Annotated in this window: 15 protein-coding genes; 1 reads left to right on the forward strand and 14 read right to left on the reverse strand. The window is 42.1% G+C overall.

What is annotated here, in order from left to right:
• Positions 1 to 110: 110 nt before the first annotated feature.
• From rplI to FZC78_RS09670, 11 genes are all read right to left on the reverse strand, one after another.
• Positions 111 to 560, reverse strand: a complete 450-nt coding sequence (rplI, locus tag FZC78_RS09620; protein WP_148939463.1) for a 50S ribosomal protein L9 — start codon at positions 558 to 560, stop codon at positions 111 to 113.
• A complete protein-coding gene (locus FZC78_RS09625; protein ID WP_148939464.1) occupies positions 557 to 2,530 on the reverse strand; it encodes a DHH family phosphoesterase in 1,974 nt (657 codons plus the stop codon). Before FZC78_RS09625 ends, rplI begins: the two co-directional genes overlap by 4 nt.
• 31 nt (positions 2,531 to 2,561) lie before the next feature.
• A complete protein-coding gene (locus FZC78_RS09630; RefSeq protein ID WP_187444868.1) occupies positions 2,562 to 3,497 on the reverse strand; it encodes a YybS family protein in 936 nt (311 codons plus the stop codon).
• Positions 3,498 to 3,995: 498 nt separating this feature from the next.
• Entirely contained in the window at positions 3,996 to 4,229 is a 234-nt protein-coding gene (rpsR, locus tag FZC78_RS09635) for a 30S ribosomal protein S18 (RefSeq protein WP_113927344.1), read from the reverse strand.
• Between the two features lie 49 nt (positions 4,230 to 4,278).
• Positions 4,279 to 4,806 (reverse strand): single-stranded DNA-binding protein, encoded by a 528-nt coding sequence (gene ssb, locus FZC78_RS09640; RefSeq protein WP_148939466.1) that lies wholly within the window; start codon positions 4,804 to 4,806, stop codon positions 4,279 to 4,281.
• 77 nt (positions 4,807 to 4,883) lie between these two features.
• Complete coding sequence (gene rpsF / locus FZC78_RS09645) at positions 4,884 to 5,171, reverse strand: 30S ribosomal protein S6 (protein ID WP_148939467.1); 288 nt, start codon at positions 5,169 to 5,171, stop codon at positions 4,884 to 4,886.
• Positions 5,172 to 5,537: 366 nt separating this feature from the next.
• Complete coding sequence (locus FZC78_RS09650; protein ID WP_187444869.1) at positions 5,538 to 6,182, reverse strand: DUF1129 family protein; 645 nt, start codon at positions 6,180 to 6,182, stop codon at positions 5,538 to 5,540.
• Positions 6,154 to 6,510 (reverse strand): PadR family transcriptional regulator, encoded by a 357-nt coding sequence (locus FZC78_RS09655; protein ID WP_148939469.1) that lies wholly within the window; start codon positions 6,508 to 6,510, stop codon positions 6,154 to 6,156. The genes FZC78_RS09650 and FZC78_RS09655 overlap by 29 nt, the downstream gene beginning before the upstream one ends.
• A 161-nt stretch (positions 6,511 to 6,671) precedes the next feature.
• Positions 6,672 to 7,772, reverse strand: coding sequence for a redox-regulated ATPase YchF (ychF, locus tag FZC78_RS09660; protein WP_148939470.1), 1,101 nt, complete (start codon positions 7,770 to 7,772; stop codon positions 6,672 to 6,674).
• Between the two features lie 290 nt (positions 7,773 to 8,062).
• Complete coding sequence (locus FZC78_RS09665) at positions 8,063 to 8,266, reverse strand: DUF951 domain-containing protein (protein WP_148939471.1); 204 nt, start codon at positions 8,264 to 8,266, stop codon at positions 8,063 to 8,065.
• 12 nt (positions 8,267 to 8,278) lie between these two features.
• Positions 8,279 to 9,229: a mechanosensitive ion channel family protein gene (locus FZC78_RS09670; RefSeq protein ID WP_148939472.1), complete on the reverse strand. Its 951-nt coding sequence runs from the start codon at positions 9,227 to 9,229 to the stop codon at positions 8,279 to 8,281.
• 193 nt (positions 9,230 to 9,422) lie between these two features.
• Between FZC78_RS09670 and yyaC the strand changes: the two genes are divergently transcribed.
• Positions 9,423 to 10,043, forward strand: coding sequence for a spore protease YyaC (gene yyaC / locus FZC78_RS09675; protein WP_148939473.1), 621 nt, complete (start codon positions 9,423 to 9,425; stop codon positions 10,041 to 10,043).
• A gap of 225 nt (positions 10,044 to 10,268) precedes the next feature.
• On the opposite strand, the gene FZC78_RS09680 is transcribed toward yyaC, so the two are convergent.
• The 3 genes from FZC78_RS09680 to FZC78_RS09690 form a co-directional block, all read right to left on the reverse strand.
• Positions 10,269 to 10,988: a DUF554 domain-containing protein gene (locus tag FZC78_RS09680; protein WP_148939474.1), complete on the reverse strand. Its 720-nt coding sequence runs from the start codon at positions 10,986 to 10,988 to the stop codon at positions 10,269 to 10,271.
• Positions 10,989 to 11,245: 257 nt separating this feature from the next.
• Positions 11,246 to 12,103: a ParB/RepB/Spo0J family partition protein gene (locus FZC78_RS09685; RefSeq protein WP_148939475.1), complete on the reverse strand. Its 858-nt coding sequence runs from the start codon at positions 12,101 to 12,103 to the stop codon at positions 11,246 to 11,248.
• Positions 12,096 to 12,857 (reverse strand): ParA family protein, encoded by a 762-nt coding sequence (locus tag FZC78_RS09690; protein ID WP_148939476.1) that lies wholly within the window; start codon positions 12,855 to 12,857, stop codon positions 12,096 to 12,098. Before FZC78_RS09690 ends, FZC78_RS09685 begins: the two co-directional genes overlap by 8 nt.
• Positions 12,858 to 12,914 lie beyond the last annotated feature (57 nt).

The following is a 12,914-nucleotide window of genomic DNA, read 5'->3' on the forward strand; positions in this document are numbered from 1 at the left end:
AGTTTCCGAAAAGAGCCATAGAAAAAATGTGATCGGCATAACCTACCAGATCACATTTATATAAGTCTATTCTATTTTAACACGTTTTTCGGTAAAATCGATTTCCAATATTAGTTTTCTTCCGTAACATGTACCTTCAAAGTGGCAGTTACATCTTGATGAAGTTTAACCGGTACATTGGTAAAGCCTAATGAGCGGATGGCATCGTTCATTTCGATTTTGCGTTTGTCCACTTTTATTTTATGTGTTTTTTTCAGCTGATCCGCAATCTGTTTGCTTGTGATTGAGCCGAAGAGACGGCCGCCTTCACCGGATTTGGCTGTCATTTCCACAGTGAGTTCTTCCAATATTGCTTTCAATTTCTTTGCGTCTTCCAGCTCTTCCTGGGCTTGTTTCTTTTCTTTATTTTTCTGGCCCTCCAACTGGCTCACACTGGAGTTTGTTGCTTCTACAGCTAGTCCTTGCTTGATAAGGAAGTTGTGTGCATATCCATCTGCCACATTCTTCACTTCACCTTTTTTACCTTTTCCTTTAACATCTTTAAGAAAAATTACTTTCATGATTCTTTTCCCCCTTCAAAGTATTCATCCAATGCCGCTTTCAGGCTGCTTTCAGCTTCACCCACCGTGACGCCGGGAATTTGTGTAGCCGCATTGGTTAGATGTCCTCCGCCTTGGAGGCTTTCCATAATGATTTGAACGTTCACTTCACCAAGAGAGCGTGCACTGATTCCAACAAGGTCATCCGTTCTTTTTGAAAGAACAAAAGAAGCTACGACGCCATCCATCGTCAGAAGTGTATCTGCAGCTTGGGCAATCAGAACAGGATCATAGATGATATCCTCTTCACCCTTCGCAATCGCTACTCCATCGTAATAGAAGTCAACCGTTTCAATCAATCGGGAACGCTTGATATACGTTTCCACGTCTTCTTTCAGGAACTTTTGGACCAGGACAGTATCTGCGCCTTGTCCCCGAAGATAAGAGGCAGCATCGAACGTCCTGGACCCTGTCCTCAGGGTGAAGCTTTTTGTATCGACTATGATGCCGGCCAAAAGAGCTGTGGCTTCCATCATAGATATTTTCTCGTGCTTCGGCTGGTATTCCAGCAGCTCTGTTACAAGCTCTGCTGTAGAGGAGGCGTACGGTTCCATATAAACAAGCAAAGGATTCTTAATAAAATCTTCACCGCGGCGATGATGGTCAATGATAACAACTCGTTCAGCCCTCTGCAAAAGCCTTTCCTCAATAACTAGCGATGGTTTATGGGTATCCACCACCACAAGCAGTGTATCGTCAGTCATAAGGTCCAAAGCAGCTTCGGGAGTGATGAACTTGGAATGCAGGTCAGGGTTCGATTTAATTTCGTTCATCATTCGTTTTACACCATTGTCAATCTCATTGAAATTAACGACCACATATCCTTCTTTCTGGTTCATCTGCGCCACTTTACGGACTCCTATGGCAGCTCCTATCGCATCCATATCAGGCATCCTGTGGCCCATGACGATGACTTTGTCGCTTTCCACCATCAGTTCCTTCAGAGCGTGGGAAATCACGCGGGCACGGACCCGGGTCCGTTTTTCCATCGGATTTGTCTTTCCTCCATAGAACTTCACTTTTCCATTAGGCTGCTTGATGGCCACCTGGTCACCCCCCCGCCCAAGAGCAAGATCAAGGCTGGACTGCGCAAGGGAGCCTAGTTCAGGAAGGGTCGATACCCCGGTCCCCACACCAAGGCTCAGAGTAAGCGGAACATTCTGCTTGGAGGTTGTATCCCTGACATCATCGAGAATCGAGAATTTATCCTTCTCTAATTGCTGAAGAATCTTCTCGTTAAAAACAGCTATAAACCTCTCTGAGGAAATCCGCTTCAAGAGCACACCGGAATCCTTGGCCCACTTATTTAAGATGGAGGTGACCATGCTGTTTAAACTGCTTCGCGTTTGATCATCCATTCCTTGCGTAAGTTCATCATAATTATCCAGGAATATGATAGCAATGGCTGTTCTCTCTTCTTCATACTGCTTCTCGATCTCCGTTTGTTCTGTTACATCAAAGAAATAGAGGAGCCTTTCCTCTAACTTTAAAATAACGCGGAATTTTCGTTCATTCAACGTCACGACTTCGGTGTCCACTTCCTGCTTGATCAATGGCACCACTGAATCGGCCACATCGTAAAGCGAACGTCCCACCAATGTATCTTCATTGAAACAGGAAGCCATGAATGGATTCGTCCACTCAATATAGTAATCATCATTAATGAGCATGATTCCAATCGGCATTTCCATTAAAGCCTCTTCACCCACTCTTTTTAAACGGTAGGAGAGGGTAGAAATATATTCTTCTGTTGATTGATAAGTTTTCTTTTCATAATAAAACGCAATATAAAATACGGCGGCCAGCAGGAAAAACCCGGCAAGGGCAATCCACCAGTTATAGAAGGCCACTGCTGCTAGGACCAAGACCGAAATGGCTGCCAGCCCATACAGTGGATACCTGACCAATCGTTTTTTATAGTTAGATGGCATGATTTCAGCTCCTCAAATAAGAATACTAACCTTATGACTTACGTTGAAGGCGCTGTCTAAGATCAAATCCTAAATCAATTATACCTAAAATCCTTACAAACTCATAAAGCGGAAAGGCTAAAACTGTAATTAAAATCACTAGTCCCTTTGGCCAATTCTTTAAGTGGGCAAAGAAATAAATGAACGAAAGACCCTGGACAACCAGCAGGAGCTGCAGCACATAAAAAAGATTGAACAGTGCCCAGTGAAGATATGTACCCACCTCAGGCCTTACAGTAATCATCAGAATCAATGTAATTAAATAATACCATACAATGCTTTGCGGAAGCTTCCAATTTCTGAAAGGCGGAAAATTGGCTGTATGAATTCCGATTTTTCTTAACAGAGGAAAATTCACACTCATGATAATGAGCATCACAGCTAAAGAAGATGTCAAAAAGAAGGATGGAATCAAAATCTCAAACAGTTCCATTGAGGAACGAATATCCTCCATTTTCCCTGAAGGAAGCGGCTGCCCCATTTCTTCCGCCTTCTGAAAGGCATCGATTAAAATCTTTTTAAACGAATCTATGAACTCTCGGATCAGGTTCATATCCAGCAACAGTATGGATACAATATATTCAATTACGCTACTGACCAAAAAGACAAAGCTGGATACAAGATAAATCATCATTTTAGATTTTTGGTTTTTCAGCATCCATCCGATAATGATACCCACAGTCCCAAAGGAGAGCGTTAAGGGCAAGGTGATTAAGAATGCTCCTGCCAATAAAGAAATAAAGACAGCAGCAGCAAGCATTACCAGTGCAGGCTTTAGCCCATGCTTCTCACTATAAATGATATATGGAAGCACCAGAAAGAATGGTGTAATTATGTTAAGGACAGGCACATAAACAGTCAATAACAATAAAACCGTATAGATGGCGAGCAGTAATGCTCCTTCCGTAAGTGTACGGGCATTTTTCACTTGGACACCCCACAATCAAAAATCTAAAGCAGAAGCGTTGCTCCTCAGAGTAACTTTCTTTTTTAGCACGAAGCAAACACCACTAATTTTATCGGTATTTGCTTACAGATTCAATTCATTGCTTTCAAATGAAATCAGATTCAATTCACAGTTGCAAAGCGGCTTTCTCAAATGCTGCCAATGGAATTGCCTTCTCATCAGTATAGCTAATTATTATTGCTTACAAACCTTGAGAAAACCGCTTTGGATTTATTTCAAGAGGCTGTTTTCCAATAAATTGCTGCTTTAGGGAAAATTCCAAAAGCCAGATTTCCCCCGGATACTAAGGCTTTCCTCTCTAATTGGAGGGTGTAGCTCTTTTCTTTTATGATTATTTTGTGATGATTTATGCGGTATCTGCGCATTTCATGATAAATAGCCGTAAAGTTTACCAAAAGAGCCTTTTAAGAAGATAAAAAAGGAACAGCAGAAGTAATCCTGCTGTTCCTTTGGTTTGAATTATTCACCTACAACGTATGGAAGTAAAGCCATAGTACGTGAGCGTTTAATTGCACGAGTAAGTCTGCGTTGATATTTAGCGCTAGTTCCTGTCACACGACGTGGAAGGATTTTTCCGCGCTCAGAGATAAATTTTTTCAAAAGATCTACATCTTTATAGTCGATGTGTGTGATTCCGTTTGAAGTGAAGTAACACACTTTACGACGTCTTTTTCCGCCTCTGCGCATTGCCATTACAAATCGCCTCCTTGCTTATTATTTTCATTGCTTCATATATTGAAATTTAGAATGGAAGATCGTCATCCGAAATGTCGATCGGCTGACCGTCATTTGAGAATGGGTCATTATCCACACGCGTATAGTTCTGGTTGTTATTATTGCGCTGATTCTGATCTTGACCATATGAATAGTCCTGCTGCTGTTTCTGACCGCCGCCATAATTGCTGCCGCCTCGTTCACCTTGATAGCCGGAACCGCCGCCTTGGCTTGAGTTCTTAGGTTCTAGGAATTGAACCGATTCAGCAACGACTTCAGTCATGAAGACACGCTTGCCATCCTGTCCCTCGAAATTACGAGTTTGGATTCGGCCGTCAACACCGGCAAGGCTTCCTTTTTTCAAGAAGTTTGCCACGTTTTCGGCAGGACGACGCCATACAACGCAATTAATAAAGTCCGCTTCACGTTCACCCTGCTGATTCGTAAAAGTACGATTCACTGCAAGTGTAAATGTAGCCACGGGCACCCCGTTAGGAGTATATTTCAATTCTGGATCCTTAGTTAATCGACCCACTAGTATTACTCGGTTCATCATCAGAATCAACCCCTTCCTTCTAACGATTGTTTCACGTGAAACAAGTCAGAAGCATTCGTTTTCAGAAAACGTTTGGATTATTCTTCTTCTTTGATTACGATATGACGGATGATATCGTCAGAGATCTTAGCTAAACGATCGAACTCAGAAACTGCTTCTGTGTTAGACTGGATTTTTACCAATTGGTAGTATCCATCACGGAAGTCGTTGATTTCATAAGCTAAACGACGTTTACCCCACTCTTTCGACTCGATGATCTCCGCGCCATTTGTTGTTAGGATATTATCGAAACGATCAACAACAGATTTTTTAGTTTCATCATCTACGTTTGGACGGATAATGTACATAACTTCGTACTTTCTCATCTTGTAGTCACCTCCTTGTGGTCTATGCGGCTCTTCTCGGCAGAAGAGCAAGGAGCAATATATTATTACTCACAAGTAAGAATTATATCATAGTGGACAGGTTAATGCAATAGCACGCGAAATACATTAACTCTCTTTCTTTTTAATACAATCTTTTCGTAAAGCTCTTTTCGTAAATATTTCGGCTTTTAAAAGTAATGGATTTCCGCTCCAGGCGCGCAGCTCCCCGGGGCGGTAGTAGCTAATGATTTTTCAAGAGAGCCTTATGAAATTGAAAACATTAACCGAAAGACATTTTTAGGGACACGTTGAATTTCAGGATGATTACTTTTCCTTCACTTTACTGAGCTATAGATACAGCTCTTTCTAAAACTTAATGACCCTATGCCGCAATATCCAGGATAGGGTAAATAAAATGACTGCTGCAACCAAGGATGTATACATCGGCCAAGCCATTTCATATTGAAAGGCATTTTGCATTCCCAAATAGACAAGCAATCCGATCCAGCCCATAAATGTCACGGCCCCACTGAACATCAACAATAGATTTGACTTCTTTTTATAGGTGGTCCACTTCATTAATTTTAAGATCAAAAGAACCATTGCTCCCGTGAATAGAATTGACACAATGATTGGTGTAAGGGGAATTCCTTTGTCAGTGGGAAAGAAAAGGGAAAAGATGCCGTCTACAAGGAAAAACCAAGCCATTCCAGAAGCAGTAATATAAAAATACATCAGCAATTTGTTCTTTGTCGGCTCTTTCGGCAAATCCCTCAACAGCTCATCACAGTATTTCTTTGGCTGATCTCCAAACACTTCCTCAGCACTCTGGCCGTTTTCCTGTGCTTCCAGAAGATGCTCAAGAATCTCGAGAAGAAGTTCTTCCCCATCCTGCTCCGCTACATCACTCATTCGAATGTATAGAAGCATATCTTCGTAGTACTTCTTGTTTTCTTTATTCAGCTTTTCTCGTCTTTCATTATTAATCTCGATCAATTCCTTGGCTGTCACTCGTTTTCCCTCCTTTAAAAATTGAATTCACTGAAGTGCTTAATTTTGTCCATTCTAAGCTGAATTGTTCAAGAGCATTTTCTCCTGCAGGGGTAAGAGTATAATATTTCCGATTTGGCCCGCTCGTGGATTCTTTCATCTTCCCCTGTATTAATCCTTCTTTCTGCAATCGCAATAAAACGGGATAAATCGATCCTTCGCTGACTGTATCCATGCCTCTACCGGATAACTTCACATACAGTTCGTATCCATAGGTTGGGCTTTCATTTATAACAGCAAGGATACATCCTTCCAAAATGCCTTTTAACATCTGACTTTTTAATGACACGTGTTTGCATCCTCTCTAACTTGCTTTACAAGGTACCGTGATAAAAAAAGTAACTTGTTATACAAGATAGCTTTATATTACTCGAAATACTCAGGTATTGTCAATAAGAAAAAAGCTGTTCAAAGTGCCCATTATAAGGACTTTGAACAGCTGAATTTTATTTAGACGTTAAAACGGAAGTGGATGACATCTCCGTCTTTTACTATATATTCTTTTCCTTCAAGTCTTACTTTTCCTGCTTCACGTGCAGCTCCCATGGTTTCATTTGCAACCAGGTCGTCGTATGATACGGTTTCCGCACGGATGAAGCCTTTTTCGAAGTCAGTGTGGATGATCCCGGCACATTCAGGGGCTTTCATGCCTTGTCGGAACGTCCACGCGCGGACTTCCTGAACACCGGCAGTAAAGTAGGTGGCAAGTCCAAGAAGATCATAAGCAGCACGGATCAGCTGGTCCAGACCAGACTCCTCGATACCAAGCTCTTCAAGGAACATGGCTTTCTCTTCATCATCAAGCTCGGCAATTTCCGATTCAATCTTCGCACAAACAACGATCACTTCAGCGTTGTCACCTTTCGCGAACTCACGGACCTGCTGAACATATTCATTATCAGAAGGATCGACAATATCATCTTCACTGACATTGGCAACATAAAGGACAGGCTTGATCGTCAGAAGATGCAGGCCTTTTACGACTTTCATCTGCTCATCTGAGAATTCAACCGTACGAGCGGATCTGCCTTCTTCAAATGCCTCTTTCAATTTCACAAGAATCTCATGCTCATAAGCAGCATCTTTATCTTTTTGCTTGGCCAATTTTTGCACACGGGCAATTCGTTTGTCAACAGACTCAAGGTCTGCCAGAATCAATTCAAGATTAATTACCTCAATATCATCAATTGGGTCCACTTTTCCGGAAACGTGGGTGATATTGTCATCAGCAAAGCAGCGGACAACCTGGCAGATAGCATCCACTTGGCGGATATGAGAAAGAAACTTATTTCCAAGTCCTTCACCTTTGCTGGCACCTTTCACAATCCCGGCAATATCAGTGAATTCAAAAGCAGTCGGAACTGTTTTCTTCGGTTCCACAAGTTCAGTCAATTTATCAAGGCGGTAATCAGGAACCTCTACGATTCCGACGTTCGGGTCGATTGTACAGAACGGATAGTTGGCAGACTCTGCGCCTGCTTTTGTGATTGCATTAAATAGAGTTGATTTCCCGACATTCGGCAAACCAACAATTCCAGCTGTTAAAGCCATTTTGGTCACTCCTCATTAAATGGATCTATATTTATTCTGCCTGATGAACCGGCAGTCAATGTCTAAAATTATTCAAACCTTTTCTAATTATAGGTTTTAAGTGATAGAAACACAAGGGGAGGGTGGAAGGATCGGATAGAGCTGGAAGGAAGTTGCCTGGGAAATAGCCGGAGAGCAAGCCAGTTTGGTAACTTAGAATGTTTTAGAGAGTAATAGAACTCTTCTAATCAAGGATTGGTTTTAACAGAAAAAGAGAGGGAGTACCCCTGAACGGATAATCCCTCTCCTGCTTAATTCTCTTCTCCCGCAGACTCCAATACCTTTTTCATCTTTTTCGAAAACTCTTTTCTTGGAAGCATGATACTGTGGTCACATCCCTGGCATTTGATACGGATATCCATGCCCATTCTGATGACTTTCCAGCGGTTGACTCCGCATGGGTGCGGCTTTTTCATTTCCACGACATCGTTCAATTGAAAGCTTTTTGGCTCCATACCTTTTCCTCCCTACTCACTATCAAGCTGTCTTACGGAATTTTCTATACTCTCTTCTTCCTGCCTGTTATACATAACCATCCGAGGGAATGGAATTTCGATTCCATGTTTATCCAATACAAGTTTAACATCTTTTCGGATATTTCGCGCCATTGCCCAATGCTGCATTGGGGTACATTCCGCTACAATCCTCATGACAACATCGGAAGCTCCCAGTGTCTGGACACCTAGTAGATCCGGAGGCGTGACCAGTTCTTCGTATTTTTGAGGCATCGTCTGCAGAAGTTCACTGATCACTCTTTCTGCTTTTTCGATGTTCTCTTCATAAGCAATGCTGACATCCACTACAGCGATACTATTATGGATGGAGAAGTTGGTGACTTCGGCGATATTTCCATTTGGTATGATATGAAGCTCGCCAGTCCAGTTTTTGATTTTCGTTGTTCTCAGACCGATTTCTTCGACATTTCCTTCCAGTGCTCCGACACGGATGAAATCCCCTACAGAGAACTGGTCTTCAAAGATGATGAAGAAGCCGGTGATGATGTCTCTCACAAGGTTCTGAGCACCGAAACCAACCGCTAAACCGACAATTCCTGCACCAGCTAAGAGAGCTCCAATCTCAACTCCCAAGTTGGTTAAAACCATCGTGATTGCTATGAAATAAACAACATAGGTCAAGACATTTTCCAATAGTTTACTTAAGGTAGCTTCTCGTCTCTCCGTTATTTTAAAAGGAGACCGTGAACGCACCCTGAATATATTTCTAATAACTGTTCTACCGACTTTAAGGACAACAGCAGTTAATAATAAAATTAAAATTATTTTTATTGAAGCTAAACCAATCTCAATCCATAAGTCATCACTAATTAACTTATCCCAGAATTCTTGTGTTACTTGTTTAGCCTGATCAGCAGATTTCTCTAACGGATTTTCAGCCTCATTATTTTTTGTTTGACTCATAAGAAATCCACTCCTATAAAGCTCTCAGAAAATATATCTCATTGTATCAATTTTACCCGTATTTGGATAGCGGCAAGCAAACTATCCGAAAATTGTTTAAAAAGTCTTAGTTTGTGACAAATACATAATACTATGTATAGATAAGCTTTTTTTTCCGTATACTGTTAATACTACCCACAAAGGAGTGGAGGGAATGAATCTGAAAAAGGGTTTTTTTGAGCGGAAAGCAGAGCCCTACCGAGTGCTGCATGATGATGAAAAAGCAGCCGCCTCGATCTCTGCGGAACTGCTCACCATGCTTCCGACAACCATGAGACCCGTAGTAATCGTTTGTATCGGAACAGACCGCTCAACAGGCGATTCCTTAGGACCACTCGTCGGCACCTTTTTAGAAGAAAAAGTAACGGACGGTCTTCATATTTACGGTACACTCGATGATCCCATTCATGCCGTCAACCTGGAAGAAAAGCTGGAGGAAATCAGAAAAAGTCATCTGAATCCTTTCATCATCGGCATCGATGCCTGTCTTGGAAGACTCAAGAGCGTCGGGGCAATCCAGCTTGGCGACGGACCTGTAAAACCTGGTGCGGGTGTAAATAAGGAACTTCCGGATGTCGGTGATATGCATATCACCGGAATTGTAAATGTCAGCGGCTTCATGGAATTCTTTGTTTTGCAGAATACCCGCTTGAATCTTGTTCTGAAAATGGCAAGAATCATCTCTGAAGGAATCTACTTGGCAAGCAAAGAAAGACCAAGGAAAGAGTCCTTTTTCAAGATGAACCTCAATGAAGAAAAACAGCAATTGCTATAATAGAAAACACACACCTGGCAGCCAAGCTTAGTGTGTGTTTTTTATTACAAAGGATGTTTTCGCATATATTGTTGCTTTCGGGTATCCCCAGATACTAAAGTTTTATCTCTTATCGAGGGAGAGCAGCTCTTTTCTTTTCGGTGTTACCAGAGTTCTTACCTCTCTTAACATGAATATTTTTTCGGATTTAGTATCAAATAGCAACAAAGTATACGAAAAGAGCCATTATAAAATAAATTGCTGATATCCGTACATTAAGGAGACAACGGCTGCAACCACAAGGATGCCGGGAAGAAGGTTCGCTACCCTTATTTTTGTCAGGCCGATGAGGTTAAGGCCGATCGCAAATATCATGATCCCCCCGGCAGAAGTCATTTCCACGATAAAAGAATCCATAACCGCTTGAGGGACGAAGCGGTCAATTTGTGTAGCAAACAAAGCAATCGTTCCTTGGTAAAGGACCACCGGAACTGCGGAAAACATAACACCGATTCCCAACGTTGTGGTCAGGATGAGGGAAGTGAATCCATCGATGATTGCCTTTGTATAGAGAACATCATGAGCCCCTCGGATACCGCTGTCCAGCGCTCCAATAACAGCCATTGCACCAATGACGAAAATCAACGTTGCTGTCACAAAACCCTGTGAGATGCTCGTTTCACTATTTGCCGTTCCCAGCCTTTTCTCCAGCCAGCCGCCCAAAGTATTCAGCTTATCATCAAGGCCTATCCATTCACCAATGACTGCACCGAAGACCAGGCTGATAATGACAATGAGGAAATTATCACTTTTCATTCCCATCTGCAAACCTAAAACCATAACAGCCAACCCTATTGCATACATTACCGTACCTTTCATATTCTCCGGAATACGGTGAAGCAGCTTGCCAAGCAGAGTGCCAATAATGATGCACACTCCATTAACAATCGTTCCTAAAAGCACCATAAAGACGTTCTCCTTTTTCGAATATCGAAATACTCCCTATAAAATAGCACTTTTGATCGTGAATGCCTACATTTTTTTACATTAAGGATAAAAGACTTGAACCTAGACTGTTTTCCGTTCAATGGCCATAACCATTTTACAAAGCTATAACATAAATGAGAATCAGCAGAATCCATCTGGCTGTCCCTCCTTAAGATAAAAGGCGGCACAGAAAAAAGAACCAACACATTTATAATGGTCAGTTCAATAAGCACCTATTATTTATCTTCCAAGTGGCCGAGCATTTCCAGAATTCGATCAAGATCTTCCTTGGAGAAAAATTCAAATTCGATTTTGCCTTTTTTATTGGATTGCTTGATGGAAACATTGGTACCGAATCTTTCTCTTAAAATCGTTTCCTGTTCTTTTATGAAAACATCTTTCTTTTCCTTTTCCGGCTTCTTTGTTTCACGTGAAACATTTTCATTAAACTCATGAATCAGTTTCTCCAGCTGTCTTACATTCAAAGATTCTTTGATGATTTTATCGACAACCTGCTGCAGTTTCTCTTTCTTTCTTAAGCCAAGCAGAGCACGGCCATGTCCCATCGTAATTTTATTATCGATGATCAGCTGCTGAATCTGCACAGGCAGGGAAAGGAGACGGATATGGTTGGCAATATGGGGCCTGCTTTTACCAAGCCTTTTCGCCAGCTGTTCCTGCGTGAGGTCCAGCTTGTCCATCAGAAGTTGATAAGCATTGCCTTCTTCAATCGGCGAGAGGTCCTCACGCTGCAGGTTTTCTAATACTGCGAGCTCCATCATTTGTTTATCTGTCAGTTCCCTGACAACAACGGGAACTTTATCAAGCTTTGCTTCTTTAGCCGCTCTATATCTTCTTTCACCAACGACTATCTCAAAGCCCTTGATGCTTTTCCTGGCAATGATCGGCTGTAAAATCCCGTGCTCCAAGATAGACTCCTTTAACTCCTCGATTGCTTCCGGTTCAAATACTTTACGCGGCTGATATGGGTTCGGCCTTAATTCTTTGAGGCTGATTTCCTGAACTGACTCTTCTTTCTCAGCATCCACATTGGCGAATAAAGCGTTTATTCCTTTACCTAGTCCTTTAGCCATTCGCAGCCACTTCCTTTGCTAGATCTAGATAAACCTCTGCACCCCTGGATTTGCTATCGTAGATAATAATTGGTTCTCCATGGCTTGGAGCTTCGCTTAATCGAATGTTTCTAGGAACAATGGTCCGGTAAACTTTATCTTGAAAATATTTCTTCACTTCTTCAATGACCTGGATTCCCAGGTTTGTACGGGCGTCCAGCATGGTCAGCAGGACTCCATCGATCGCCAGGTCATGATTAAGATGCTTTTGCACCAGCCGGACGGTGCTCAACAGCTGGCTCAGTCCCTCGAGTGCGTAATATTCACATTGTACGGGGATGATGACGGCATCAGATGCGGTTAACGCATTGATCGTCAACAAGCCAAGAGAGGGAGGACAATCGATGATAATATAATCATAGTCATCTTTAACCTTTTCAAGAGCCCTCTTCAAGCGGACCTCCCTGGATATGGTCGGAACAAGTTCAATTTCCGCTCCTGCCAGCGAGATGGTTGCAGGTACTGCAAACAGCCGTTCCACTTTTGTCGGCTTCACCAGATCTTTGACCTCGGCATCATCTACTAAAACATCATATATACATTCCTGGACATCCCCTTTTTCAATGCCCACACCGCTGGTGGCATTTCCTTGCGGATCAATGTCAACTAGAAGTACTTTCTTTCCTATGTATGCTAAACACGCCCCCAAATTGACGGATGTAGTGGTCTTTCCCACTCCGCCCTTCTGGTTGGTTATGGCTATTATTCTGCCCAAGGTTTTCACCTGCCCTTTAAACTTCCAATTCAATTTCCTGAAAAATTTATCGTCTAC

The sequence above is a fragment of the Rossellomorea vietnamensis genome (assembly GCF_008180415.1).
In the GTDB taxonomy this organism is placed as follows: Bacteria; Bacillota; Bacilli; order Bacillales; family Bacillaceae_B; genus Rossellomorea; species Rossellomorea vietnamensis_C.